The organism is Streptomyces sp. NPDC005863 (genome assembly GCF_042871345.1).
In the GTDB taxonomy this organism is placed as follows: Bacteria; Actinomycetota; Actinomycetes; order Streptomycetales; family Streptomycetaceae; genus Streptomyces.
Genome location: NZ_JBIAII010000009.1, coordinates 109,992 through 135,456 on the forward strand (window position 1 = coordinate 109,992; position 25,465 = coordinate 135,456).

Genomic DNA, 25,465 nt, shown 5'->3' on the forward strand with positions numbered 1-25,465 from the left:
GCCGGCCGTCGGCCGTCGGACGGCCCTCAGGCCGTCCGTCGGATCAGCGCCAGATACATCGCGTCCGTCCCGTGCAGATGCGGCCACAGCTGTACGTCAGGGCCGTCGCCCAGCGCCGGGACGTCGGCCAACAGCGGGCGTGCGTCGATGAGTTCGGCTCCGCCGGTCTGCTTGAGCACGTCGTCCACGACGGCCCGTGTCTCGGCCAGGTGCGGCGAGCAGGTCGCATAGCCGACCACGCCGCCGACCCGCACCGACTCCAACGCCGTGCGCAGCAGCGCGCGTTGCAGCGGTCCGAAGCCCTCCAGGTCCTGCGGGCGGCGGCGCCAGCGGGCCTCGGGGCGGCGGCGCAGTGCGCCGAGTCCCGTGCAGGGCACGTCCATCAGGACACGGTCGAAGGTGCCGGGGCGCCACGGCGGGCGGGTGCCGTCGGCCGTGATCACCTCGTACGGTCCCGGGTTCCCGGCGAGCGCCTGCGCGACCAGTCCCGCCCGGTGCGGCTGCTTCTCGGCGGCGAGCAGCGCGGCGCCACGCTGGGCGGCGAGCCCGGCGAGCAGTGCCGCCTTGCCGCCGGGGCCCGCGCAGCCGTCGAGCCACTTCTCGTCGGGGCCCTCCAGCGGGGCGTCGGCGAGCGCGAGCGCGACCAGCTGGCTGCCCTCGTCCTGCACGCCCGCGCGGCCCTCGCGCACGGCCTCCAGGGAGCCCGGCTCCCCGCCCTCGCTGAGCCGCACCGCGTACGGCGACCAGCGGCCCGGCAGCGCGGAGTCCTCGCCGACGGCGGCGAGGAGTTCGTCGGCGGTGGCGCGGCCGGGGCGTGCCACCAGCGTCACCTCGGGCCGTTCGTTGTCGGCCTCAAGGAGGTCCTCGATGCCCGCGCGGCCGCCGCCGAGCGAGTCCCACAGCGCCGAGACGACCCAGCGGGGGTGCGAGTGGACGACGGCGAGGTGGTCCTCGGGGTCCTCGTCGTACGGGGGCGCGATCCGCTCCACCCAGGTGTCGAGGTCGTCCTGGGAGACCTTGCGCAGCACGGCGTTGACGAACTTGGCCCGTCCGTCGCCGAGCACCACGCGCGCCAGCTCCACCGAGGCGGAGACGGCGGCGTGCGTGGGGATGCGGGTGCCGAGCAGCTGGTGCACGCCCAGGTTGAGCACGTCGAGGACCGGCGCGTCGACCTCGCGCAGCGGCCGGTCGATGCAGGCCGCGACGACGGCGTCGTAGGTTCCCTGGCGGCGCAGCGTGCCGTAGACCAGCTCGGTGGCGAGCGCCGCGTCCCGCGCGTCGAAGTTCGCGTCCTTCTCACGGGCCTTGCGCAGCAGCGGGGGCAGGACGAGGTTGGCGTACGCGTCGCGCTCGTCCACCGCCCGCAGGGCCTCGAATGCGAGGAAGCGGACGGGGTCCTTCTGCGGTCGGCGGTAAGGCTTTTTGGACTTCGCCGGCTTGCCCGGCTTGCCCCCCGAATTGCCCGGCTTGCCTCCCGGCTTGTCGGGACGCCGGTTCGGCTGGTCGTTCACAAGGTGCTCCGCTGCTGGTGTGGGTCGAACCCACCTAGCCTACGACGCCGGCGCCCACCCGCTCGCCGGGGGCGATGCGCACCCCGCGCGCCCAGTCCGCGCCGCGCATCGGCTTCTTGCCCTGCGGCTGGACCCAGAGCAGCTCGACGGCGTGCGATCCGGAACCGACGTACACATTGTTCTTGGCGGCGGACAGCTCACCGGGCGCGAGGTCGGTGCGGTCCTGGACGAGCGCGGCCTGGATGATCTTCAGGCGTTCGCCGCGGAAGACGGTCCAGGCGCCGGGGGCGGGCGTGCAGCCGCGCACCACGCGGTCCACGCGCAGCGCCGGGGCGGCCCAGTCCACCTCGGCGTCCTCGACGTTGATCTTCGGGGCGAGGGTGACGCCGTCGGCCGGCTGGGGCACGGCCTGCAGGCTGCCGTCCTCGATGCCGTCCATGGTCGCGACGAGCAGCCCGGCGCCCGCGAAGGCGAGCCGGGTGAGCAGGTCGCCGCTGGTGTCGGTGGGACGGACCGCCTCCGTCACCGTCCCGTACACCGGTCCGGAGTCGAGCCCCTGCTCGATCAGGAAGGTGGAGGCGCCGGTGATCTCGTCGCCCGCCATCACCGCGTGCTGCACCGGGGCCGCGCCGCGCCAGGCCGGAAGGAGCGAGAAGTGCAGGTTGACCCAGCCGCGGGCCGGGACGTCCAGGGCGACCTTGGGCAGCAGCGCGCCGTAGGCCACGACGGGGCAGCAGTCGGGCCCGATCTCGCGCAGCCGGGCCAGGAACTCCTCGTCGCGCGGCTTCGCGGGCTTCAGCACCTCGATGCCGGCCTCCGCGGCCCGCTCGGCGACCGGACTGGCGACGAGCCTGCGGCCCCGGCCCGCGGGCGCGTCCGGCCGGGTCACGACGGCGGCCACCTCGTGCCGGTCGGAGGCGATGAGGGCGTCGAGGGCGGGGACGGCGACCTCGGGAGTGCCTGCGAAGACGAGCTTCACTGGGGGGTACCTCGGATCTCTGGTCAGGGAGGAGCGACGGCCAAGGACCGGCGGGGACGGCGACGCACCAGTCTATGGGCCGCCCCGCGGGGCCGCCCGGGACGGTCCTTTCCGGGGACTGAGGTTGACGGCGCCGGGGGCGTACGAAATGGCGCGCGCCCTGTGCATATGCGCATACGCCCCTGCACCGTGACCCCACACGAACTAGCGCGTTGGTCAAGAAAGAGTTGACCACCATGGGCCGCGGATGCGGCCCGATCCTTTTCAACGCCGGTTCGAGAGGCTTGTTCATGGCCGACCACGCAACCCACGACGCCCAGGCACGGGCCAGCCTGCACCTCCTGGTGCGGGACATCGAGCGGGTCCGCCGGCAGGTGGACGCACTGCGTACGCTCACCGCCCAGCTCGGCAACGTCTACCGCCCGCGCCGCTCCAGCCCGTCCGCGGGCTTCGTCGTGTACGGACGGGCACCCGCCCCGACCGTCCGCCTCGCCCAGGAACTGCGGGACAGCGTCGAGACGCTGGTCACCGCCGCGGTGGACTTCGACCGCTCGCTCGGCTTCTCGTGGGACGCGGTGGGCTCGGCGCTCGGCGTCACCAAGCAGGCGGTCCACCGCCGTTACGGCGCGCGCCGGGCCACCACGCAGGCGGCGGCCGAGGCGGAGCGCGCCACGGAGACGCCGACGCCGGGTACGGTCGTGCCGTCCCCCGCCGCGGCGGGCGCCACGGCCACCGCCACCGCCACGCGGCCGCTTCCGGTCGGTGTCCCCCTGCCGTCCGTCCCCGCCGCCCGCGCGATGCCGACCCAGCCCACCGCGGGCAGCCCCGTGCTCCGCGAGGACCCCAGGCCCAGCGCCTTCCCCGGGCCCCGCAACGGCTGACGCCCCCCGATCGCTGCCCTCTCGTCCCCCGCCAGGGACGAGGGGGCAGCTCCGTGTTCCGGCGGCGTGCGGCGCGTGGCGGGCGGGGCTGAGCTGAGCTGAGCTGAGCTGCGACGGTGACATGTCCCCACCGAACTCCGCGGCGAGGCCGCGTCAGCCGAACTCCGGCCGGCGAGGCCCGCGTCGACCGAACCCTGCCGGGTCAGACCGGCAGCCCAACCCCGCCCAGCCGGACCCGCGTCAACCGAACCCCGCCCAGCCAGACCGGCGCCAGTCCAACCCCACCCGGCCAGGTCCGCGTCAGCCCAACCCCGCCCGGGCGAGCCCGCGTCAGTTCAGTCCCGCCGCCCGGCCAGGCCCGCGTCAGCCCAACCCCGCCCGGCCAGAGCAGCGCCAGCCCAACCAGGCCCGCCTCAGCCGAACGTCTCCCAGCCAGCCCGCCTCAGCCGATGTCCGGCGGGTCGACCCGGATCCGTACCGCCTCGCCGCCGGACTCCTTCGCCCCCTTCGCGCCCCGCGCCATCCGCGCGGCCTGCGCCGCCTTCAACGCCGCCGCGAGCGCGAAACCACTCCCCGGCGGCACCCGGATCAGCACCCGCTCGGCCCGCTCCCCGGCCCCCGCACCTCCGCCCCGCCGGGCGGGCACGGGGCCTGCCTCTCGTACCGGAACCGGGCCCAACACCACCGCGTCCCCCGGCAGTTCGGCGCCCGACAGGAACTCCGTGAGCGCCTCGGGTGTTCCGGACACCGCCGCCATCCGCGACACCGGCGGGAACCCGAGCTCGGCCCGCTCGGCGAGCTCCCGCACCGCGTGGCCCACCGGGTCCCACCGCACCAGCGCCTGCACGGGCCGCAGCGTCGGCTCGGCGACGACCACGACCGTGCCGCCCGCACCTTGCGGCCTGACCAGCGAGGAGGCCGCGATCCACCGGCGCAGCGCGTCCTCCCCCGCGCGCAGGTCGGGCCGCCCCAGCATGGCCCACCCGTCGAGCAGCAGGGCGGCCGCGTAACCGCCGTCGGCGACGGGCTCCGCCCCCGGCGTGCTCACCACCAGCGCCGGCGTCCCCGGCACCGTGTCGAGGACCTGCTCACGCCCCGACGTACGCACCGGCACCGCCGGGAACGCCCGCCCCAGCTCCTCGGCCGTCCTGCGGGCGCCCACCACCTGGGCGCGCAGCCGGAACGCCCCGCAGGACTCGCAGTGCCACTGGGCCTCCTCGACCCCGCACCAGCCGCACCGCAAGGCGGATCCGCCGTCCTGCGCCTCCAGCGGCCCGGCGCAACGACGGCACCGCGCGGGCTCCCGGCACCGCTCGCAGGCGAGCCGCGGCACATAGCCGCGCCGCGGCACCTGCACCAGGACGGGCCCGTGCTTGAGCCCTTCCCGCGCCACCCGCCAGGCCAGCGTCGGCAGCCGGGCCGCGCGCGCCGCCTCGTCCCGGGCGAGGTCGCCGTCGCCCACGGTCCGCACCAGCGGCGCGGCGCCCCGCACCTGCTCGCGGTCGGCGACGAGCGGCGCGGCCCAGCCGCTCTCGACTAGCTGCGCCGCCTCCACCGTGCAGCTCCAACCGCCCAGCAGGAACCCGCACTTGTCCCGCGAGGCGCGCAGCTCCAGCACCTCCCGCACATGCGGGAAGGGCGCGTTGTCGTCACTGTGATTGGAGTCCCCGTCGTCCCAGACGACGACGAGGCCGAGGTCCCGTACGGGCGCGAACATGGCGGCGCGGGTCCCGACGACGGCCCGCACGGTGCCGCGCCGGACCGAGAGCCACTCCTGATAGCGCCGCTCCTGTCCGGCGTCGGCGGTCAGCAGCGCGTGCTGCCCCTCGCCGAGCAGTTCGGTGAGCGCGGCGTCCACGCGCGCGGCGGGCCGCCCGGTCGGTACGACGACGAGGGCGCCGCGCCCCGAGGCGAGCGTGGCCTGGACGGCGCGGGCGATCTCCTCGGCCCACTGCGGCCCCGGCAGCGCGGTCCACACGGCGCGCGGCGCACCACCTGAGGCCAGCGCTTCGAGGAACTCCGGCCCGTGCCCGTACCGCTGCCAGCTGCCCGGCTCGGGCGGACGCGGCGGGGCCGGCGGAGCGGGCGACTTCCGCGCTTCGGCGCGGGCGTGCCGGGGCGGGATCGCCAGCTGCAGGACGTCGGCGAGGCTGCCCGCGTACCGGTCGGCGACGGCCCGGGCGAGGTCGAGGAGGCCGGAGTCGAGCACCGGCTCGGGCGAGACGACCTGGGCGAGCGCGGCCAGCGGCCCGCTGTAGTCGCTCTCGGCCCGCCGCTCGACGACGAACCCGTCGATCAGCCCGCCCCCTTCGCGCCGCCCCTCCCGCACGTTCCGCGCCCCGGCGCCGAACCGCACCCGGACCCGGACCCCCGGCTGGGCCACCGCGTCGAGCTCCTCGGGCACGGCGTAGTCGAAGTACCGGTCGAGATGCAGCACGCCCTTGTCGACGAGCACCCGCGCCACGGGCAGCTCCTTGGCCAGCGCGGCCCCCCGCCAGGTCCGCGGCTTGGCCCGCGGCACCTTGGCCCCCCGCACCGACTCCCGAATGAGCGCAAGCTGCTCCGCCCCCTCGGCACCCCCCGTCCCACCCTCTTCGTTCTCCCTGCTCACAGCTGCATTCCTACCAGACCGGACTGACACCGGGACGGGCCCGCAGACCCTTGGACCGTCGACTACCGGCCACCCTCGTGGCTCATACGGCCGTCTCGACAAGTTCCGGCCGTGTGCGGTTGCCTCCCCCGGAATGCGACAGGCCAAGAAGTGGAAACGGGAAACCACGCCGACCGCCTTGCTCGTGTCATCGGGTCCGGCCGACGCTGTCTGGCGACGACGGACGCCGAACGGCACCGGCGGGATCGGCATGAGGGGGGCACATGCTGGAGCAACCAGTGTTCGGTGCGGAACTGCGGCGTTCACGCATGGCCGCGGGGCTCACCCTCACGGAGTTCGCCTCGTCGGTGCACTACAGCAAGGGGCAGATCAGCAAGGTCGAAACGGGCAACAAGAAACCGACCCCCGAGTTCGCCCGCCTGTGCGACGCGGCGCTCGACGCCGACGGCGCCCTGGCAGCGCTCGTTCCACCTGCCGACCTGCCTCCTGCTGCGCTCACACCGGGCAATGAGGCAGGAGAAGCCATGCGAGGCAGGACCGCGCCCTCCGGGGCGCCGACCGACGACCATCACGTCCCGCCGTCCCGCCGCCGCGTCATGGCGGTCGGCGCCGCGTCCGTGCTAGGCGTCGCCGTCTCGGCACGCCCCGTCCCCGCGGCGGCCGGGGCATCCGCAGGTGACAGCGGCTCCGGACTGCTCGCGGCATCGCGAGGGCTCTTCGACCAGTACCGAGGCCTGGGGCAGCTCACCCCTCCGACGACCCTGCTGCCGGCGCTCATCGAACAGAGCCGAGCCACCCGGGAGCTCGCCGCACGCTGCGCGCCCGCCGCCAGAACTGCCCTGCTGACCCTCGCCTCGCGGTACGCCGAGTTCGCCGGCTGGATGGCGCAGGAAACAGGTGACGACGCGGCGGCGCTCCGGTGGACCGAGCACGCCGTCGACCTGGCCGAGTCGGCCGGGGACCACGATCTCGCGTCGTACGCCCTCGTGCGTCGAGCCTTGATCAGCTACTACCAGGGTGACGCTGCCGACACCATCGCCCTGGCAGAGGGCGGACGGTCCCGTCGCCTGCCGCCCCGGATCCGTGGCCTCGCCACGCAACAGCTGGCGCAGGGGCACGCCCTCGCGGGCGACCACGACGCCTCTCTGCGCCGACTCGACCAGGCCCGCGCCCTTCTCGACGACGCCGAACGACCCGACCCTTCCGCCCCGGTTCTGGGCGCCACCCACCTCGCCGATCCCATCACCATGATCACCGGCTGGTGTCTGGTCGACCTCGGCAGGCCGCAGCAGGCCGCTGCGTTCCTGGACCGTGCCTGCGCAGGGCTGCCGCCCACAGCTCTGCGGACTCAGGCCCGTTACGGGGTGCGGCGCGCGCTCGCCCACGCCAGGGCAGGCGAGATCGAGCATTCGTGCGCCGTCGTGCGGTCCCTGCTCCCTGCCGTACGGAGCACGGAATCCGCCACGGTCCGACTCGACCTGCGCCGGCTCACACGCACCCTCGCACGCTTCCGCTCGGTGCCCGCCGTCGCAGAGCTGTCGCCCGAACTCACCGCCGCGCTGCACGGCCCCGTTCGGTAGCGGCCGACGGCCGTCCCCACGTCACACCGCGAGCTCTCGCGTCCTCCGCGGTCACCACGTCTCAGTCGCTCAACAGGAAGGTGAACACCGCCGTGTCCAAGATCTTCATCAACTACCGAACCGGTGACGGGGACCAACTCGCCGCCCATCTGGACGGAGCACTGCGCCACCGATTCGGCACCGACGAGGTCTTCCGCGACGGCACATCGATCCGGGCGGGCGCGGACTACACACAGGAACTCATGCGAGCCGTACGGCGCTGCAGGGTGCTGTTGGCCGTCATCGGCCCCCACTGGTCCACAGCGCCCCAGCTGCACCACGAAGACGACTGGGTCCGGAGGGAGATCATCGAGGCACGGGAGTACGGCATTCCCGTCGTACCTGTCCTCAGTGGGCGCTCGACGGAGCGTCTGTGCAAGGCAGAGCTTCCCGCTGAACTGACGTGGCTGGCCGACCGGCAGGCGCTGACCTTCACCCCCTACACCTCCGTGCCAGACCTGCGCCGCATCGGCGACCAACTGGCTGAGCTGGTACCCGGGTTGACCGATCTCACCGTTCCCGCACAGGCGCCGTCCGAGCAGTCCGGCACCCACAATTCCGTGGGCGGCAGCAACCACGGCACCCTCGTCCAGGGCCGGGACTTCAGCGGAGACATCGCCGGAGCCATCTACAAGAACAACAGCGGCCCGTTCCACACCGGAACGGGCAGCCAGCACATCCACCACACCCAGCCCCGGTTCGAAGGGGACGGCGGCACGTTCATCGCGGGCTCCAACAATGGAGGCATCAACCACCACTACGACAAGCGTCGGCACACCGAGGACGACGAGCGGTGAGTGACCCCGTCTCGTACGACATCCACTCCCAGGCCGGGCCCTTCCACACCGGCAGTGGGTCCCAGACGATCCACCAGTACTTCGCCCCGGTCTCCGCCCCGCGGCCTCAGGCGTCCCGCCCGTTGCCGGACGACCATCTGCTGTGGCTCAGACGGCGATACGTCGAACCCGACGGCTGGGGTCACGCCGAACGGATCCTCATGGAGACGCACACCGTCCTGGTCGACGGGCGCCCCGGGAGCGGCAGGAACGCGACGGCCCGCATGCTGCTGTACGCCCACCCGGAACTTCGGGGAAACCTCCGCGAGGTGCTGCCCGAGGATGACAGCGGCGCTCTCCTGCTCGACCTGGAACAGGTGGGCGAGCGCGAGGGATTGCTGCTGGACCTCTCGGAGGCCGACCGGGAGAGCTGGCGTGTCCTCCACGACAAGCTGCCCGGCTACCACGCGGAGGTACGCAAGCGCGGTTCGCGGCTCGCCGTGGTCATCCCGTCACGCCCGCTCCCCGGGCCCCTGCATCCCGTGCTGGAGGCACACCGCGTCGACATCGGCCGCCCCCACGGCCTCCACGTGCTTCGACGCGCACTCCTGCAGGAGGACTTCGCACCGGGGACCCCGGAACAACCGTCGCCCGATCTTATGCGCCTGCTCGAACGAGAGCCGCCGCTCCGCCACATCGCCCGCCTGGCAGACCTGATCTGCCGAGCCCGCAGATCCCGCCCGGCCGACACGTTCGACGACTGGTGTTCGCGTGCGCTGGAGGCCATCAACCGGCAGCCCGAGGAGGTGGCACAGCAGGTCATTGCCTTGGCCGACGGCGGTTCAAGGGCGCTGCTGCTCACCACCGCCATGCTGCACGGTGAGCACGGCGCACGCTCAGACGCGGTCTACGAGGCATGTGAAGCACTGCTCGATTCCGTGAAACACCCCGTCGACGAAAGGCCTCTCCTGGAGCGAGAGGATCTCTCCGCGCGTTTCAACGAGATCCGGGCGACACCTGACGCCCAGGGACGGGTCACGTTCGAGGCGGTGGAGTACGACTCCGCCGTCCGGACGCACTTCTGGAACAACATGCCGGGCCTGCGCACCCGGTTGGCCACCTGGGTCAGCAGGGCCATCGCGCTGCCGTCACTCACGGACGCGGACCGAACCGCTCTCATCGGGCACTTCGCGAAGCAGACGCTCGCCAGCGGCGGAGGCGAGGGCCTGCTCGCCGTGGTGTCCGGCTGGTGGGACCGGCAGGGGGTGTTCCGATCCGCCGTCACGCAGGCGCTCACCCATGGAGCCCTCGACAGGGACGCCGGCAGGGAGATCCGCAGGAGGCTGCTCGACTGGTCGCGTGTGCCCCGGCTGCCGGAGCAACGCGCCGCGGTCCTCGTGGACGTCTGCTCCGCCGAACTCGCCGCGGCCTATCCGCAGCAGGCAGTGGTGCGCCTCCACCATCTGGCCAGGCGCAGTGGTGGTCGTGCGGCGGAGCAGCAGCTGACGGCTCTGGTCCTGTCCGACCGCCGACTGCACCGTCTGATGCTGCAGCGGCTCGCCTTCGGTCTAGCCGGGCAGCGATGGGACGCGGACGTACGGCTGTTCCTGTCCTTGACCGCCGCTGACCTGCTCTGCCGCCAGGACCGCGGGATCCATGCGCTCATCGACGAGAAGGGCATCCGGGTCCAGCTCACCAGCGGCTGGGATTCCCTGTTCCGGCGCGTGCCGCCGCCCCGATGGCAACAACGGGCGGCCGACTGGCTGACAGCGGCCGGGCGAGCTCAGCGGACGCACCGCGAGCATCTCCTCACGGTGCTGGTCGATGCCTGCGGCAAGGAGCCGCTTCCCCTGGCCCGCCTCCACGAGCTGTCGCGCCGACACCATGTCGCTCCCCTGATGTTCAGAAAGATCAACGAAGCGCAGGGCATCCGGCCGACGCGCCCCCGTCGTTAACCCATTCCGCTCCGCCCATGGGAGACCTCCATGCAATCCGGCCACAAGGCCATGACCGGCTTCGTCACCGTGCTTCTCGCGCTCGTCCTCGTCATCGTCGGCCTCGTGACCGGGTGGCCCCTGTGGGTCTGGCCGGTCGCGGCCGGTGCCTTGGCTGCCGTCACAGCTGTCGCGCTCTCCCACGCACGCCGGCAACGCCCTCTCATACCTCCTGAGCGGCTGCTGGAGCCCGAGCTCCCGATCCCCCAGGTCGAGCGGTGGGAACGCGTCGTCAAGGACGTCTCACTGCCCTCGCTCAGCGACGACTACGACTTCCAGTTCTCGGCCACCGTTCGGTGGGTGCCTCAGGACGCACCCGCGAACGCGCCCCTCGTCAACGCGGGCGGACTCGCCATCGACGCGGTGGTGGACCGCGCCCGCAGCATCACCCATCAGTCCCCGCCGAACCGGAGCTCCCTGGTCCAGCACCGGCTGAACGGCGAACTGGCCACCATGGTCGCCGACCCGAGTGGCCGTGTCCTCGCCATGGCGGAGAACGTCAGGCTGGTCCTGTCCGATGCCGACCGGGAACGGCTCGAGAAGCTCGCCACGGTGCGCAAGAACGAGGAGGTCTGGGAACACGAGCGCAAGTACGAACAGAGCAAACGGGCCTACCTGGGCGAAGACGTCCTGAAGACGCCGGGCAGCGCGGTGGTCTGGTGGCTGAGCAAGAACAACGATCAGATCGACAAGACGGTCTCGGACATCGGTCTCCTGGCCGAGCTGTCCTCCGCCGCGAACGACCAGCCCGTCCCGGACGACTTCCACCGCTTCGTCCCCGGTCTCGCGCAGGAGGCGGGCGAACAAGCCGCACCGGACACCGAAGGGGACCGTTTCGGGAGCGGGCCCGCTACGCCCGATGACTACGCGCGGTGGCTGTTGCAGGGCTCCGGGCTCCCCGCAGACGACCCCCGAGGAGGGCTGTACGTGGAGCGCATGGCCGACGCCGCCAAGGGCGCCGGACTGCCGGATGTCGCTGACGCGTTGCTGCGCCTGCTCGGAGAGCACTTGCCCACGCCGGAGGATCCCGGCCCGTCCGAGCCACCGTTCGACGACCCCTACGCCGAGGAACCCCCGTACGACGAGTGAGCCCGACGCAACGGATACGGCCGAGGCCCGGCTCTCTTCAGGAGAGAGCCGGGCCTCGGGCGAAACCAGGGGGCCGGAACTACAGCCCCGCCGCCCTCCGCAGCGCGTCCACCCGGTCCGTGCGCTCCCACGTGAAGTCGGGGATCGCGCGGCCGAAGTGGCCGTACGCCGCGGTCTGCGAGTAGATCGGGCGGAGCAGGTCGAGGTCGCGGATGATCGCGGCCGGGCGGAGGTCGAAGACCTCGGCGATGGCCGTCTCGATCTTGTCCGTGTCGACCGTGGCCGTGCCGAAGGTCTCCACGAAGAGGCCCACCGGCTCGGCCTTGCCGATCGCGTACGCGACCTGGACCTCGCAGCGGGCCGCGAGGCCGGCCGCGACGACGTTCTTGGCGACCCAGCGCATCGCGTACGCGGCGGAGCGGTCGACCTTGGACGGGTCCTTGCCCGAGAAGGCGCCGCCGCCGTGGCGGGCCATGCCGCCGTACGTGTCGATGATGATCTTGCGGCCGGTCAGGCCGGCGTCGCCCATCGGGCCGCCGATCTCGAAGCGTCCCGTCGGGTTGACCAGGAGGCGGTAGCCGTCGGTGTCCAGCTTGATGCCGTCCTCGACGAGCGCCTTCAGCTCGGGCTCCACGACGAACTCGCGGATGTCGGGCGCCAGGAGCGAGTCCAGGTCGATGTCCGAGGCGTGCTGGGAGGAGACGACGACCGTGTCGAGGCGGACGGCCTTGTCGCCGTCGTACTCGATGGTGACCTGGGTCTTGCCGTCGGGGCGCAGGTAGGGGATGGTGCCGTTCTTGCGCACCTCGGAGAGGCGGCGCGAGAGGCGGTGCGCGAGGTGGATCGGGAGCGGCATGAGCTCCGGGGTCTCGTCGCAGGCGTAACCGAACATCAGGCCCTGGTCGCCCGCGCCCTGCTTGTCCAGCTCGTCCTCGTCGCCCTCGACCCGCTTCTCGTACGCCGTGTCGACGCCCTGCGCGATGTCGGGGGACTGCGAGCCGATGGACACCGAGACGCCGCAGGAGGCGCCGTCGAAGCCCTTCTTCGAGGAGTCATAGCCGATCTCGAGGATCTTGTCGCGCACGAGCTGCGCGATCGGCGCGTACGCCTTCGTCGTGACCTCGCCGGCCACGTGGACGAGGCCGGTGGTGATCAGCGTTTCCACGGCGACCCGGGAGGACGGGTCCTCCCGCAGAAGCGCGTCGAGAATCGTGTCGCTGATCTGGTCAGCGATCTTGTCGGGGTGACCCTCGGTCACAGACTCCGAGGTGAAGAGGCGCCGGGACACATCGCTCCCTGTGGTTGCAGCGGCTGCTGGCTGATCATGGGCGGACGGCCGGGAGCTGCGCCCGGCGTCGTCCGAGACCAGTTTATCGGTCACACTCGGCCGCCGGACCACATGTCTCGCCACTTGGGAGCCCTGTGACCTGCGGCACTGCTTTGCGCGGTACGACGATCGGTCTCCGCCGCGGGGCGTCGCACCCGATTTTCCCGGGTTTGAGACGCCCTACGGGGCGAAAATGACATTGAGCACCGCGCACGGAGACACAGTCAAGAGACGCGCGGAAATGTGGCCAAGTTCCGCCAACAGGCGAAACCGGTGTCCGGGGATCGGTCAAAATGCGCGGCCACCCGTCCGGATGGTGAGACGGGGGGCCGTGCGGAGCGAAAGGGGCGGACCAGGCTCGTCAGGAGAGGCGCTCCGCCACCAGGTCCCACACCGTGTCCGCGAGCGCCTCCTTGGGGCCGTACGGGACCGCCGTCTCGCTGCCGTCCGCCCCGAGCACGACCGCCTCGTTCTCCTCGGAGCCGAACGTCTTGCGCTCTCCGACCTCGTTGACGACCAGCAGGTCGCAGCCCTTGCGGGCGAGCTTGGCGCGGCCGTTGGCCAGTACGTCGTCCGTCTCGGCGGCGAAGCCGACGACCACCTGGCCCGGGCGCGGCCGGTCCCCCGCGATCTCGGCGAGGACGTCGGGGTTGCGGACCAGCGCGATGGGCGCCGGCTCCTGGCCGTCCTTCTTCTTGATCTTTCCCGCGGCGTACGTCTCGGGGCGGAAGTCGGCCACGGCGGCCGCCATGACGACCGCGTCGGCGTCGGCCGCGGCCTTCAGGACGGCGTCGCGCAGCTGGAGGGCGGTGCCGACCGGTACGACGTCGACGCCTGCCGGGTCGGGCAGCGCGGCGTTGGCCGCGACGAGCGTGACGCGGGCGCCGCGGGCGGCGGCGCTGCGGGCGAGCGCGTAGCCCTGCTTGCCCGAGGAGCGGTTGCCCAGGAAGCGGACCGGGTCGAGGGGCTCGCGGGTGCCGCCGGCGCTGACCACCACGTGCCGTCCGGTGAGGTCGCGGGTCTGGTCCGGGCGCGCGAGGACGCGTCGTACGACCTCGAAGATCTCGGTGGGGTCGGGGAAGCGGCCCTTGCCGGTGTCCACGCCGGTGAGGCGGCCGACGGCGGGCTCGATGACCAGGGCGCCGCGGCGGCGCAGGGTGGCCACGTTCTCCTGGGTGGCGGGGTGCTCCCACATCTCGGTGTGCATGGCCGGGGCGAAGAGGACCGGACATCGGGCCGTCAGGAGCGTGTTGGTGAGCAGGTCGTCCGCGAGGCCGTGGGCCGCCTTGGCGAGCATGTCGGCGGTGGCGGGAGCGACGATCACGAGGTCGGCGTGCTGCCCGATGCGGACGTGCGGGACCTCGTGGACGTCGGACCAGACCTCGGTCGAGACGGGGTGGCCGGAGAGCGCGGACCAGGTCGCCGCGCCGACGAAGTGCAGCGCCGACGCGGTCGGCACGACGCGTACGTCATGGCCCGACTCGGTCAGCCGGCGCAGCAGCTCGCACGCCTTGTAGGCGGCGATGCCGCCGCTGACCCCCAGGACTACCTTCGGCTTCTCGGCCACTGCCTTCGTCTCCCCGCACTCGGATCCGCGCTCGGATGCGTACGACTCCATGACACACCACAGGCCCGGCAGCCGTGCTGCCGGGCCTGTGATGAACGTACGAACCGCTTACTGGGCCGGGCCCTCGATGGCCTCGGAGGTCAGCAGGCCAGCGTTGATCTCGCGGAGCGCGATCGAGAGCGGCTTCTCGTGGACGTGGGTGTCCACCAGGGGGCCGACGTACTCCAGGAGGCCCTCACCGAGCTGCGAGTAGTACGCGTTGATCTGGCGCGCGCGCTTGGCGGCGTAGATCACGAGGCTGTACTTCGAGTCGGTGGCTTCGAGCAGCTCATCAATCGGCGGGTTGATGATGCCCTCGGGCGCGGTGATGGAAGAGGACACTCTTCGCCTTCCGATGGGTCAAGTGATGTCGAGACCGGAGTCAGGACACGGGTGTGGAGCTAAAGAACTTTCATCAAGGCTAGCAGCTCACGCGCCACGTCCTCGACGGAGGTGTTGACCAGGGTGGTGTCGAACTCGGCCTCGGCGGCCAGCTCCACCTTGGCGGCGGCGAGCCTGCGCTCGATCACGTCGGGCGCCTCGGTCCCCCGGCCGGTGAGCCGGCGGACCAGCTCCTCCCAGCTCGGCGGGGCGAGGAAGACCAGCTGTGCCTCGGGCATCGACTCGCGCACCAGGCGCGCGCCCTGCAGATCGATCTCCAGGAGGACGGGCTCGCCGGCCTCCAGGCGGTCGAGCACGGCGCGGCGCGGGGTGCCGTAGCGGTTGCCCGCGAACTCGGCCCACTCCAGCAGCTCGCCGTTGGCGATGAGCTTGTCCATCTCGTCGTCGGAGACGAAGAAGTACTGGACTCCGTGCTTCTCACCGGGCCGCGGCTTGCGGGTGGTGGCCGAGACCGAGAGCCAGACCTCTGGGTGTTCCTTGCGCATATGAGCGACGACCGTGCTCTTGCCGACCCCGGAGGGGCCGGAGAGCACGGTCAGCCGCGGACGTACGTCCGGGGGTACGGGGGACGTCCCCCGGGGTGTTGCAGCCATGCAGCGATTATCCAGGTTCTCAGGAGTGCCCGAGAACATCAGCCCTCAGGAATGCCCGAGAACGTCAGCCGGCGGCACCGCCACCGAACTCTCGCTCGAGCGACGCGATCTGGTTGGAGCCGAGACCGCGCACACGGCGGCTCTCGGAGATGCCAAGACGCTCCATGATCTGCTTGGCGCGGACCTTGCCCACGCCAGGCAGCGACTCCAGGAGGGCGGAGACCTTCATCTTGCCGATGACATCGTTCTCCTGACCCTGCTTGATGACCTCGTGAAGCGAGGCGCCGGAGTGCTTGAGTCGATTCTTGACCTCGGCCCGCTCCCGGCGAGCCGCGGCGGCCTTTTCGAGCGCGGCTGCGCGCTGTTCAGGGGTAAGGGGCGGAAGAGCCACGCCTACGTCACCTCGGATGTCGAACTGTCGGATACGGACCGGTGAGGAACCTAGTCGCCCCACACCTGGGGAGCAACGTGCAACGCGCTTGCCCGTCGTCCCCCCACTAACTACAGGGTGTGGGGGGTTCCCCACTCGACGGAGACTAGCGGGCATGGCCGCCGGAGTCAGCGAGAACAGACGAAAAGTCCTGGTCAGCCTCTGTCGAGCCGTACATATCGGGCATTTCTCCCCGGATTTGGGCCGGTGAACTGTCGGCGGGCCGTCGACGGAGTGCGCGCGCGGGGTCCTTCGCCCCGCTCAGGCCGCTTCGACCGCCGCCCTGATCTCGTCCGCGAAGCGCTCCGCGGAGTCGCGCAGGCCCGTGACGTCGGGTCCGTGGCGGAGCACGCCGCGGCTGACGTTCGGCACCACGTTGCGCACGGCGGCGCCGAAGACGCCGGGGAGGTCCGCGGGCGTCGCGCCCTGGGCCCCGATGCCGGGGGCGAGCAGCGGGCCGTTGATCCCGAGGTCGTACGAGGACAGGTCGCCCAGCGTCGCGCCGACGACCGCGCCGAAGGAGCCCAGCGGCGTCTGCCCGGCGTTCTCCGCGGCGAGGTGGCCGAGGACGGTGGCCGCGACCGTGCGGCCGTCCGCGCGGACCGCGTGCTGCACCTCGGCGCCCTCGGGGTTGGAGGTGAGGGCGAGCACGAAGAGCCCGGCGCCGTTCTCGCGGGCGAGGTCGACGGCCGGCTTCAGGGAGCCGTATCCGAGGTAGGGCGAGACGGTGAGCGCGTCGCTGAACAGGGGCGAGTCCTTGCGCAGGAAGGTCTCGGCGTACGCGGCCATGGTCGAGCCGATGTCGCCGCGCTTGGCGTCCATGACGACCAGGGCGCCCGCCGCGCGGACCTCCTCGACCGCCTTCTCCAGGACGGCGATGCCGCGCGAGCCGAAGCGCTCGAAGAAGGCGCTCTGCGGCTTGAACACCGCGACGGTCCCGGCGAGCGCCTCGACGACGGTCCGTGTGAACCGCTCCAGGCCCGCCACGTCGTCGTTCAGGCCCCACGCGGAGAGCAGCGAGGCGTGCGGGTCGATGCCGACGCAGAGCGGGCCGCGCTCGTCCATGGCCTGGCGCAGGCGCGTACCGAAGGGCTCGAAGGGGCTCATGCTGCTCACGCGGAATTCCTCACGTCGGCGCCGACCGCGTCGGCGAGGGTGGCGTACGGGCTCGTGCGCAGGCGCGCGGCGAGGCCCTTGTGGATCGCGCGGCCCCAGAAGGGGCCCTCGTAGATGAAGGCGCTGTAGCCCTGGACCAGGGTGGCGCCCGCGAGGATGCGCTGCCAGGCGTCCTCGGCGTTCTCGATGCCGCCGACGCCCACGAGCGTGATCCGGTCGCCCACGCGCGCGTAGAGGCGGCGCAGGACCTCCAGGGAGCGCTCCTTGAGGGGGGCGCCGGACAGGCCGCCGGCCTCCTTGACCAGGGCCGGGTCGGAGGCCAGGCCGAGGCCCTCGCGCGCGATGGTGGTGTTGGTGGCGATGATGCCGTCCAGGCCTAGCTCGACGGCGAGGTCGGCGACCGCGTCGACGTCCTCGTCGGCCAGGTCCGGGGCGATCTTGACGAGCAGCGGGACCCGGCGGCCCTCGACGCTGCGGTCGGCGGCCTCGCGCACGGCGGTCAGGAGCGGCCGCAGCGACTCGGTGGCCTGCAGGTTGCGCAGTCCCGGGGTGTTCGGCGAGGAGACGTTGACCACGAGGTAGTCGGCGTGCCGGGCGAGCCGCTCGGTCGACTTCACGTAGTCGGCGGCGGCCTCCTCCTCGGGGACGACCTTGGTCTTGCCGATGTTCACGCCGACGACCGTCCTGAAGACGGCCTTGCGGGCCCCCAGGCGGGCGGCCACGGCCGCGGAGCCCTCGTTGTTGAAGCCCATGCGGTTGATCAGCGCGCGGTCCGGTACGAGGCGGAAGAGCCGCTTCTTGGGGTTGCCGGGCTGCGGCTCTCCCGTGACGGTGCCGATCTCGATGTGGTCGAAGCCGAGCATCGACATGCCGTCGATCGCGACGGCGTTCTTGTCGAAGCCGGCCGCGAGCCCGAAGGGGCCGTGCATCCGCAGCCCGAGCGCCTCGGTGCGCAGCTCCTTGTGGCGCGGCGCCAGGACGGCGGCGACGAAGGTGCGCAGCACGGGGACGCGGGCCGCGAGACGGATCCAGCGGAAGGCCAGGTGGTGGGCCTGTTCCGGGTCCATCCGCCGGAAGACGAGGTTGAAGAAGAGTTTGTACATGGTGGGGTCCTCGGAGATCCTCAGGTGTGCTCACCAGAAGGGGGACACCGTTTTCGGTGTCCCCCTTGTGGGCTGCTAGTCGCGGGTCGCGGTCAGGTGTTCCGCGTGTTCCTGGAGCGATCGGACGCCCACGTCCCCGCGGCCCAGCGCGTCGATGCCCTGGACGGCCGCGGCGAGCGCCTGGACCGTCGTCAGGCACGGCACGGAGCGCGACACGGCGGCCGTGCGGATCTCGTAGCCGTCGAGGCGGCCGCCGGTGCCGTACGGGGTGTTGACGATGAGGTCGACGCCGCCGTCGTGGATGAGCTGGACGATGGTCTTCTCGCCGTTCGGGCCCTCGCCCTCGGACTGCTTGCGCACCACCGTGGCGTGCAGGCCGTTGCGCTTGAGCACCTCGGCCGTGCCGGACGTGGCGAGCAACTCGAAGCCGTGCGCGACCAGTTCACGCGCCGGGAAGATCATCGAGCGCTTGTCGCGGTTGGCGACGGAGATGAAGGCGCGGCCCTTGGTCGGCAGCGGACCGTAGGCGCCCGCCTGCGACTTGGCGTACGCGGTGCCGAACACCGAGTCGATGCCCATGACTTCGCCGGTGGAGCGCATCTCCGGGCCGAGGACGGTGTCGACGCCGCGGCCGTGGATGTCGCGGAAGCGCGACCACGGCATGACGGCCTCCTTGACGGAGATCGGCGCGTCCATCGGGAGCGTGCCGCCGTCGCCGACGGCCGGGAGCAGGCCCTCGGCGCGCAGCTCGGCGACGGTCGCGCCGAGCGAGATGCGCGCGGCGGCCTTGGCCAGCGGCACCGCGGTCGCCTTCGAGGTGAAGGGGACGGTGCGCGAGGCGCGCGGGTTGGCCTCCAGGACGTAGAGGATGTCACCCGCCATCGCGAACTGGATGTTGATGAGGCCGCGCACGCCGACGCCCTTGGCGATGCCCTCCGTGGAGGCGCGCAGACGCTTGATGTCGTGGCCGCCGAGGGTGATCGGCGGCAGGGCGCACGCCGAGTCGCCGGAGTGGATGCCGGCCTCCTCGATGTGCTCCATCACGCCGCCGAGGTAGAGCTCCTCGCCGTCGTAGAGCGCGTCGACGTCGATCTCGATGGCGTCGTCGAGGAAGCGGTCGACGAGGACCGGCCGCGAGGGGCTGATCTCGGTCGACTCCTCGATGTACGCGGAGAGCCGGGTCTCGTCGTACACGATCTCCATGCCGCGTCCGCCGAGCACGTACGAGGGGCGGACCAGGACCGGGTAGCCGATCTCGTCGGCGATGGCCTTCGCCTCGGCGAACGTCGTCGCGGTGCCGTGCTTCGGCGCCGGGAGGCCGGCCTCGGCGAGCACACGGCCGAAGGCGCCGCGGTCCTCGGCGGCGTGGATGGCCTCCGGGGAGGTGCCGACAACCGGCACGCCATTGTCCTTGAGCGCCTGCGCGAGGCCCAGCGGGGTCTGGCCGCCGAGCTGGACGATGACGCCCGCGATCGGCCCGGCCTGCGCCTCGGCGTGCACGATCTCCAGGACGTCCTCCAGGGTGAGCGGCTCGAAGTAGAGCCGGTCGGAGGTGTCGTAGTCCGTGGAGACGGTCTCGGGGTTGCAGTTGACCATCACGGTCTCGTAGCCCGCCTCGCTCAGCGCGAAGGAGGCGTGGACGCAGGAGTAGTCGAACTCGATGCCCTGGCCGATGCGGTTCGGGCCGGAGCCCAGGATGATCACCGCGGGCTTCTCGCGCTGGGCGACCTCGCTCTCCTCGTCGTACGAGGAGTAGAAGTACGGGGTCTTCGCGGCGAACTCGGCGGCGCAGGTGTCGACCGTCTTGTAGACCGGGCGGACGCCGAGGGCCTGGCGGACCTCGCGCACGACGTCCTCGCGCAGGCCGCGCATCTCGGCGATCTGGGCGTCGGAGAAGCCGTGCCGCTTGGCCTCGGCGAGCAGGTCGGCGTCGAGGCGCTCGGCGGCGGTCAGTTCGTCGGCGATCTCCTTGATCAGGAAGAGCTGGTCGACGAACCACGGGTCGATCTTCGTGGCGTCGAAGACCTCCTCGGGGGTGGCGCCGGCCCGGATCGCCTGCATGACGGAGTTGATGCGGCCGTCGGTCGGACGGATTGCCTCCGCGAGCAGCTCGGTCTTGTCGCCGGGCTCGCCGACGAAGGTGAACTGCGAGCCCTTCTTCTCCAGCGAGCGCAGCGCCTTCTGCAGCGCCTCGGTGAAGTTGCGGCCGATGGCCATGGCCTCGCCGACCGACTTCATGGTGGTCGTCAGGGTCGAGTCCGCCGAGGGGAACTTCTCGAAGGCGAACCGCGGGGCCTTGACCACGACGTAGTCGAGGGTCGGCTCGAAGGAGGCCGGCGTCTTCTCGGTGATGTCGTTCGGGATCTCGTCCAGCGTGTAGCCGACGGCCAGCTTGGCTGCGATCTTCGCGATCGGGAAGCCGGTGGCCTTGGAGGCGAGCGCGGAGGACCGGGACACGCGCGGGTTCATCTCGATGACGATGACCCGGCCGTCCTCGGGGTTCACCGCGAACTGGATGTTGCAGCCGCCGGTGTCGACGCCGACCTCGCGGATGATCGCGATGCCGACGTCGCGCAGGGTCTGGTACTCGCGGTCGGTGAGCGTCATCGACGGGGCGACGGTGATCGAGTCGCCGGTGTGCACGCCCATCGGGTCGAAGTTCTCGATGGAGCAGACGACCACGACGTTGTCGTTCTTGTCGCGCATCAGCTCCAGCTCGTACTCCTTCCAGCCGAGGATGGACTCCTCGAGGAGCACCTCGGTGGTCGGCGAGAGGGTGAGGCCCTGGCCGGCGATGCGGCGCAGCTCCTCCTCGTTGTGCGCGAAGCCGGAGCCCGCGCCGCCCATGGTGAAGGAGGGGCGCACGACGACGGGGTAGCCGCCGAGCTCGTCGACGCCCTTGAGGACGTCGTCCATGGAGTGGCAGATGTAGGAGCGGGCGGACTCTCCGTGCCCGATCTTCTTGTTGACCTCTTCGACGACGCCCTTGAAGAGCTCGCGGTCCTCGCCCTTGTTGATGGCCTCGACGTTGGCGCCGATGAGCTCCACGCCGTACTTCTCGAGGACACCCTGCTCGTGCATGGAGATGGCCGTGTTGAGGGCCGTCTGGCCGCCCAGGGTGGGCAGGAGCGCGTCGGGGCGCTCCTTGGCGATGATCTTCTCGACGAACTCGGGGGTGATCGGCTCGACGTACGTGGCGTCGGCGATCTCCGGGTCGGTCATGATCGTCGCCGGGTTGGAGTTGACGAGGATGACGCGCAGGCCCTCGGACTTGAGGACGCGGCACGCCTGGGTGCCGGAGTAGTCGAACTCGGCGGCCTGGCCGATGACGATCGGGCCGGAGCCGATGACCAGGACGGACTGGATATCGGTGCGCTTAGGCACGCTGGCCCTCCATCGAAGCGGTGTTCATCAAAGACGTGAAGCGGTCGAACAGGTACGCGGCGTCGTGCGGGCCCGCAGCCGCCTCGGGGTGGTACTGGACGGAGAAGGCCGGCTGGTCGAGCAGCTGGAGGCCCTCGACGACCTGGTCGTTCAGGCAGACGTGGGAGACCTCGGCGCGGCCGAAGGGGGTGTCGCTGACCTTGTCCAGCGGCGCGTCCACGGCGAACCCGTGGTTGTGCGCGGTGACCTCGACCTTGCCGGTGGTGCGGTCCTGCACCGGCTGGTTGATGCCGCGGTGGCCGTACTTCAGCTTGTACGTGCCGAAGCCGAGGGCGCGGCCGAGGATCTGGTTGCCGAAGCAGATGCCGAAGAGCGGCGTCTTCCGCTTCAGTACGGCGGTCATCAGGGCGACCGGTCCCTCGGCGGTGGCCGGGTCGCCGGGGCCGTTGGAGAAGAAGACGCCGTCAGGGGCGACGGCGTACACCTCCTCCTCGGTGGCGGTGGCGGGCAGCACGTGCACCTCGATGCCGCGCTCGGCCATCCGGTGCGGGGTCATGCCCTTGATGCCGAGGTCGATGGCGGCGACGGTGAACTTCTTCTCGCCGACCGCCGGGACGACGTAGGCCTCCTTGGTGGCGACCTCCTCGTACAGGCTGAGGCCCTTCATCGAGGGCTGCGCCGTGACGCGCTCGACGAGCTCGGCGTCGGACGGGAGCGTCTCGCCGGAGAAGATCCCGGAGCGCATGGAGCCGCGCTCGCGCAGGTGGCGGGTGAGGGCGCGGGTGTCGATGCCGGAGATGCCGACGACACCCTGGCGCGCCAGCTCGTCGTCGAGCGAGCGTGCGGAGCGCCAGTTGGAGGGGATGCGGGCGGGGTCGCGGACCACGTAACCGCTGACCCAGATGCGGGCCGACTCGTCGTCCTCGTCGTTCCAGCCCGTGTTGCCGATCTGCGGGGCGGTGGCGACCACGATCTGGCGGTCGTACGAGGGGTCGGTGAGGGTCTCCTGGTAGCCGGTCATGCCGGTGGAGAACACCGCTTCGCCGAAGGTCTCCCCCACGGCCCCGTAGGCGCGCCCGCGGAAGACGCGGCCGTCCTCCAGGACGAGTACGGCGGAAAGCACCTGTGTCCTCTTCGAGGGGCTCCCCTGATTGGAGGTCGTCATCGTGCGGTGCCTTCCGTAGTGCTGTTCGTGTCGATCATGTTGTTGAGCGTCTCGACCCACTCCGCTTGCTCGGCCGCGTGGTCCGAGCGGAAGCCGGAGTCGAGGAGCTTGCCGCCGTGTTCCCACGTGACGATCAGCAGACCGCCCTCGGTGAGGACCTTTCCGGCGATGCCCTTGTCGAGGCGGGCCTCGCGCAGCTGTGCGGCCGGGATGAAGAAGTCGTGCGCGCCGGGGCGTACGACGTCCAGGCCCGCGTCGGTGAGCGTCAGCTCGACGCGGCTGCGGGTGCCCAGGCCGTGCGCCACGGTGCGGTCGAGCCACTGTCCCGCCGTGGTGGAGCCGTGGTAGCGGCCGCTGAGTTCCAGTCTGGCCGGACCCTGCTCGCTCGGCGCGCCGGGCAGCTCGGGCAGGTCGCCTTGGAGCGTGCCGCGCCACTTCCAGCCCTCGCGCATCAGCCAGTAGACGAGCGCGATGAAGAGCAGCAGACCGACGACCCAGCCGATCCGTGCGGCCCAGTCGGTCACTTCCGCCGATTCCTTCTCGGCGGCCAGTTCCAGGAGTGATGTCACGTGAGCTTCCCGTCGACGAGCGTGGCCCGACCCCGGAGCCACGTGTGCGTGACGCGGCCCGGCAGCTCACGGCCCTCGTAGGGAGTGTTGCGGCTGCGCGAGGCGAAGCCCGCGGGGTCCACTGCCCCACGGTAATCGGCGTCGACCAGGACGAGGTTCGCGGGCTCACCTGCCGAGACGGGGCGACCGTGGCCGGTGGCCCCGCCGATGCTCGCGGGCTTGAAGGACATGCGGTCGGCGACGGCCTCCCAGGTCAGCAGGCCGGTCTCCACCATCGTCTGCTGGACGACGGAGAGCGCGGTCTCCAGACCGACCATGCCCATGGCGGCCGCGGCCCACTCGCAGTCCTTGTCCTCGTGCGGGTGCGGGGCGTGGTCGGTGGCGACGATGTCGATGGTGCCGTCGGCGAGGGCCTCGCGCAGCGCCATGACGTCGCGCTCGGTGCGCAGCGGCGGGTTGACCTTGTAGACGGGGTTGTACGAGCGGACCAGCTCATCCGTGAGGAGGAGGTGGTGCGGGGTGACCTCGGCGGTGACGTCGATGCCGCGCGACTTGGCCCAGCGCACGATCTCCACGGAGCCGGCGGTCGAGAGGTGGCAGATGTGCACCCGCGAGCCGACGTGCTCGGCGAGCAGCACGTCCCGCGCGATGATCGACTCCTCGGCGACGGCCGGCCAGCCGCCGAGACCCAGCTCCGCGGAGACGACGCCCTCGTTCATCTGGGCGCCCTCGGTGAGGCGGGGCTCCTGCGCGTGCTGGGCGACGACGCCGCCGAAGGCCTTCACGTACTCCAGGGCGCGGCGCATGATCACGGCGTCGTCGACGCACTTGCCGTCGTCGGAGAAGACGGTCACCCCGGCGGCGGACTCGTGCATGGCGCCGAGCTCGGCGAGCTTCTTGCCCTCCAGGCCGACGGTGACGGCGCCGATGGGCTGCACGTCGCAGTAGCCGGACTCCTTGCCGAGCCGGTAGACCTGCTCGACGACGCCGGCGGTGTCGGCGACCGGGAAGGTGTTGGCCATGGCGAAGACGGCGGTGAAGCCGCCGGAGGCGGCGGCGCGGGTGCCGGTCAGGACGGTCTCGGAGTCCTCGCGGCCCGGCTCGCGCAGGTGGGTGTGGAGGTCGACGAGGCCCGGCAGGAGGACCTTGCCGCTGGCCTCGACGACGTCGGCGCCCTGGGCGGAGAGGTCCGCGCCGACCGCCTCGATGGTCTCGCCGTCGATCAGAACGTCCCGCGCCTCGCCACCGAGCACCTTCGCACCGCGGATCAGGATCTTGCTCATGGTTACTTGGTCTCCGAATCGACGGGGCGGGTGTGGGTCACGGCGGGTTCGTTGCCGCCGAGGAGCAGGTAGAGGACGGCCATGCGGATGGAGACGCCATTGGCGACCTGCTCGACGACCGTGCAGCGGTCGGAGTCGGCGACCTCGGCGGTGATCTCCATGCCGCGGACCATCGGGCCCGGGTGCATGACGATGGCGTGCTCGGGCATCTTCGCCATCCGCTCACCGTCCAGGCCGTAGCGGCGCGAGTACTCCCGCTCGGTGGGGAAGAACGCGGCGTTCATCCGCTCGCGCTGGACGCGGAGCATCATCACGGCGTCGGACTTGGGCAGCACGCTGTCCAGGTCGTACGACACGTCGCAGGGCCACTGCTCGACGCCGACCGGCACCAGCGTGGGCGGGGCGACGAGGGTGACCTCGGCGCCGAGGGTGTGCAGCAGGTCGACGTTGGAGCGGGCGACGCGGCTGTGCAGGATGTCGCCGACCAGGGTGATGTGCCGGCCCGCGAGGTCCTGGCCGAGCCCGGCGTCGGGGCCGGTCAGGCGGCGCCGCATGGTGAAGGCGTCGAGCAGGGCCTGGGTGGGGTGCTGGTGGGTGCCGTCGCCGGCGTTGATGACGGCGGCGTCGATCCAGCCGGAGGTCGCCAGGCGGTAGGGCGCGCCGGAGGCGCCGTGCCGGATGACGACGGCGTCGACGCCCATCGCCTCCAGGGTCTGCGCGGTGTCCTTGAGGGACTCGCCCTTGGAGACCGAGGAACCCTTGGCGGCGAAGTTGATGACGTCGGCGGAGAGGCGCTTCTCGGCGGCCTCGAAGGAGATCCGGGTCCGCGTGGAGTCCTCGAAGAAGAGGTTGACCACGGTGCGGCCGCGCAGGGCGGGCAGTTTCTTGATCGGCCGGTCGGCGACGCGCGCCATCTCCTCGGCCGTGTCGAGGATGAGGACGGCGTCGTCGCGGGAGAGGTCGGCGGCCGAGATGAGGTGTCGCATCATCTGCGTGTACTCCGGTGTGTGGAGGTCTGCGGGCGCGC

At 71.7% G+C, this 25,465-nt stretch carries 20 protein-coding genes; 5 read left to right on the forward strand and 15 right to left on the reverse strand.

Annotated features, from left to right (window positions below):
- Positions 1 to 26 precede the first annotated feature (26 nt).
- Both ACFYO9_RS27975 and fmt read right to left on the reverse strand, forming a co-directional pair.
- Positions 27 to 1,511, reverse strand: coding sequence for a transcription antitermination factor NusB (locus tag ACFYO9_RS27975; protein ID WP_355818925.1), 1,485 nt, complete (start codon positions 1,509 to 1,511; stop codon positions 27 to 29).
- Between the two features lie 34 nt (positions 1,512 to 1,545).
- Entirely contained in the window at positions 1,546 to 2,490 is a 945-nt protein-coding gene (gene fmt / locus ACFYO9_RS27980; protein WP_355818928.1) for a methionyl-tRNA formyltransferase, read from the reverse strand.
- Positions 2,491 to 2,780: 290 nt separating this feature from the next.
- On the opposite strand from fmt, the gene ACFYO9_RS27985 reads away from it, so the two are divergent.
- Complete coding sequence (locus ACFYO9_RS27985; protein WP_355818931.1) at positions 2,781 to 3,371, forward strand: hypothetical protein; 591 nt, start codon at positions 2,781 to 2,783, stop codon at positions 3,369 to 3,371.
- A 442-nt stretch (positions 3,372 to 3,813) separates the two neighbouring features.
- Here the strand turns inward: ACFYO9_RS27985 and ACFYO9_RS27990 are convergent, their stop codons facing one another.
- Positions 3,814 to 5,982, reverse strand: a complete 2,169-nt coding sequence (locus ACFYO9_RS27990) for a primosomal protein N' (protein ID WP_355818934.1) — start codon at positions 5,980 to 5,982, stop codon at positions 3,814 to 3,816.
- A 263-nt stretch (positions 5,983 to 6,245) separates the two neighbouring features.
- On the opposite strand from ACFYO9_RS27990, the gene ACFYO9_RS27995 reads away from it, so the two are divergent.
- The 4 genes from ACFYO9_RS27995 to ACFYO9_RS28010 all read left to right on the forward strand — a co-directional run bounded on the left by ACFYO9_RS27995 (position 6,246) and on the right by ACFYO9_RS28010 (position 11,460).
- Complete coding sequence (locus ACFYO9_RS27995) at positions 6,246 to 7,562, forward strand: helix-turn-helix transcriptional regulator (protein ID WP_358778264.1); 1,317 nt, start codon at positions 6,246 to 6,248, stop codon at positions 7,560 to 7,562.
- Positions 7,563 to 7,654: 92 nt separating this feature from the next.
- Positions 7,655 to 8,398: a toll/interleukin-1 receptor domain-containing protein gene (locus tag ACFYO9_RS28000; protein ID WP_358778265.1), complete on the forward strand. Its 744-nt coding sequence runs from the start codon at positions 7,655 to 7,657 to the stop codon at positions 8,396 to 8,398.
- Positions 8,395 to 10,332 (forward strand): hypothetical protein, encoded by a 1,938-nt coding sequence (locus tag ACFYO9_RS28005; RefSeq protein ID WP_358778266.1) that lies wholly within the window; start codon positions 8,395 to 8,397, stop codon positions 10,330 to 10,332. The genes ACFYO9_RS28000 and ACFYO9_RS28005 overlap by 4 nt, the downstream gene beginning before the upstream one ends.
- A 30-nt stretch (positions 10,333 to 10,362) precedes the next feature.
- On the forward strand, positions 10,363 to 11,460 hold the full coding sequence (locus ACFYO9_RS28010) for a hypothetical protein (protein ID WP_358778267.1): 1,098 nt from the start codon (positions 10,363 to 10,365) through the stop codon (positions 11,458 to 11,460).
- Between the two features lie 79 nt (positions 11,461 to 11,539).
- Here ACFYO9_RS28010 and metK read toward each other — a convergent pair whose 3' ends face one another.
- The 12 genes from metK to ACFYO9_RS28070 all read right to left on the reverse strand — a co-directional run bounded on the left by metK (position 11,540) and on the right by ACFYO9_RS28070 (position 25,427).
- Entirely contained in the window at positions 11,540 to 12,748 is a 1,209-nt protein-coding gene (gene metK / locus ACFYO9_RS28015) for a methionine adenosyltransferase (RefSeq protein ID WP_355818937.1), read from the reverse strand.
- A gap of 400 nt (positions 12,749 to 13,148) precedes the next feature.
- Positions 13,149 to 14,405 carry a bifunctional phosphopantothenoylcysteine decarboxylase/phosphopantothenate--cysteine ligase CoaBC gene (gene coaBC, locus ACFYO9_RS28020; RefSeq protein WP_358778268.1) on the reverse strand — a complete coding sequence of 419 codons (1,257 nt, stop codon included), beginning with the start codon at positions 14,403 to 14,405 and terminating at the stop codon, positions 13,149 to 13,151.
- Positions 14,406 to 14,462: 57 nt separating this feature from the next.
- Positions 14,463 to 14,735: a DNA-directed RNA polymerase subunit omega gene (gene rpoZ, locus ACFYO9_RS28025; RefSeq protein ID WP_005319902.1), complete on the reverse strand. Its 273-nt coding sequence runs from the start codon at positions 14,733 to 14,735 to the stop codon at positions 14,463 to 14,465.
- A gap of 59 nt (positions 14,736 to 14,794) precedes the next feature.
- Entirely contained in the window at positions 14,795 to 15,388 is a 594-nt protein-coding gene (gene gmk / locus ACFYO9_RS28030) for a guanylate kinase (RefSeq protein WP_355818942.1), read from the reverse strand.
- A 64-nt stretch (positions 15,389 to 15,452) separates the two neighbouring features.
- Positions 15,453 to 15,779 carry an integration host factor gene (locus tag ACFYO9_RS28035; protein WP_055564204.1) on the reverse strand — a complete coding sequence of 109 codons (327 nt, stop codon included), beginning with the start codon at positions 15,777 to 15,779 and terminating at the stop codon, positions 15,453 to 15,455.
- Between the two features lie 300 nt (positions 15,780 to 16,079).
- Positions 16,080 to 16,925 (reverse strand): orotidine-5'-phosphate decarboxylase, encoded by an 846-nt coding sequence (gene pyrF / locus ACFYO9_RS28040; protein ID WP_358778277.1) that lies wholly within the window; start codon positions 16,923 to 16,925, stop codon positions 16,080 to 16,082.
- A gap of 5 nt (positions 16,926 to 16,930) precedes the next feature.
- Positions 16,931 to 18,037 carry a quinone-dependent dihydroorotate dehydrogenase gene (locus ACFYO9_RS28045; protein WP_355818944.1) on the reverse strand — a complete coding sequence of 369 codons (1,107 nt, stop codon included), beginning with the start codon at positions 18,035 to 18,037 and terminating at the stop codon, positions 16,931 to 16,933.
- Between the two features lie 75 nt (positions 18,038 to 18,112).
- The gene (gene carB, locus ACFYO9_RS28050; protein WP_358713808.1) at positions 18,113 to 21,421 is read right to left on the reverse strand and encodes a carbamoyl-phosphate synthase large subunit; all 3,309 of its coding nucleotides are present in this window, start codon (positions 21,419 to 21,421) and stop codon (positions 18,113 to 18,115) included.
- Positions 21,414 to 22,586, reverse strand: coding sequence for a glutamine-hydrolyzing carbamoyl-phosphate synthase small subunit (carA, locus tag ACFYO9_RS28055; protein WP_355818950.1), 1,173 nt, complete (start codon positions 22,584 to 22,586; stop codon positions 21,414 to 21,416). Before carA ends, carB begins: the two co-directional genes overlap by 8 nt.
- The gene (locus tag ACFYO9_RS28060) at positions 22,583 to 23,155 is read right to left on the reverse strand and encodes a hypothetical protein (protein ID WP_358778269.1); all 573 of its coding nucleotides are present in this window, start codon (positions 23,153 to 23,155) and stop codon (positions 22,583 to 22,585) included. Before ACFYO9_RS28060 ends, carA begins: the two co-directional genes overlap by 4 nt.
- A complete protein-coding gene (locus ACFYO9_RS28065; RefSeq protein WP_358778270.1) occupies positions 23,152 to 24,438 on the reverse strand; it encodes a dihydroorotase in 1,287 nt (428 codons plus the stop codon). The genes ACFYO9_RS28060 and ACFYO9_RS28065 overlap by 4 nt, the downstream gene beginning before the upstream one ends.
- Positions 24,439 to 24,440: 2 nt before the next feature.
- A complete protein-coding gene (locus ACFYO9_RS28070) occupies positions 24,441 to 25,427 on the reverse strand; it encodes an aspartate carbamoyltransferase catalytic subunit (protein ID WP_355818959.1) in 987 nt (328 codons plus the stop codon).
- Positions 25,428 to 25,465 lie beyond the last annotated feature (38 nt).